Genomic DNA, 724 nt, shown 5'->3' with positions numbered 1-724 from the left:
GTTTGCAAAGTCCTGTTCTCCCACAGGACTTTGCCCCTACCTTCTTTAGCACCGTGCAGCGATGTGCCAAAAGTAGTCTGGGCTAAGCGTTTGGCTTAGCTCCTCTATCTCTGTGTTGCAATGTTTTATTACTTTAAATCAGCGCAAAAGATTAAAGTCTGTTGCAGCACAGAGGCCTAAAGTTATTTGGTCAGTTGAGCTGATATTTAGATTTAATAAATTCAAATAATTCTTTAAAAAGAGGATGCCATTCTTCTGTTGTAGAACTTAAGAAAGGATGCCAGAAAAAATCGAAAGTTAATCCATTATCATCTTCACAAAAATGTGACCATTTATCTTTTAAAGCCTCATGTGTACTACACACAAAAACATGCCAATCAGGCCCCGCCTCTGAAGGAATATGTTTACCTAGGTATGAATGAATTTGAGCACTCTTTATTCCAGATTCTTCATAAAGCTCACGCAAAGCGGCATGTTCTAACTGTTCTTGATGCTCCACAGTACCTTTAACGATTTGAATTCCTGCTAAGGGATGTCTAAATACTAAAATCTCCAAGTTATTATTAATTTTCCTAAATACCACAGGAACCACTTTTTCTATTAAAGTCATGATCATTTTCTTCTTTAAATTTAATTACATATTATAGAGCTTAGTTAGAGTTCTAATACGTTATTGTTGATGTAAATCCTAAGTTTACATAAAGCAATTAACTTCTTTGTACGT

General features: G+C 35.2%; 1 protein-coding gene. It reads right to left on the bottom strand.

What is annotated here, in order from left to right; translation table 11 throughout:
- Positions 1–190 precede the first annotated feature (190 nt).
- Entirely contained in the window at positions 191–610 is a 420-nt protein-coding gene (locus UC75_RS16510; protein ID WP_049838259.1) for an NUDIX hydrolase, read from the bottom strand.
- Positions 611–724 lie beyond the last annotated feature (114 nt).

The sequence above is a fragment of the Acinetobacter sp. V2 genome (genome assembly GCF_001188385.1).
Classification (GTDB): Bacteria; Pseudomonadota; Gammaproteobacteria; order Pseudomonadales; family Moraxellaceae; genus Acinetobacter; species Acinetobacter oleivorans.
Note: the sequence above shows the minus strand (reverse complement) of the source record. Positions and strands in the feature narration are given on the sequence as shown.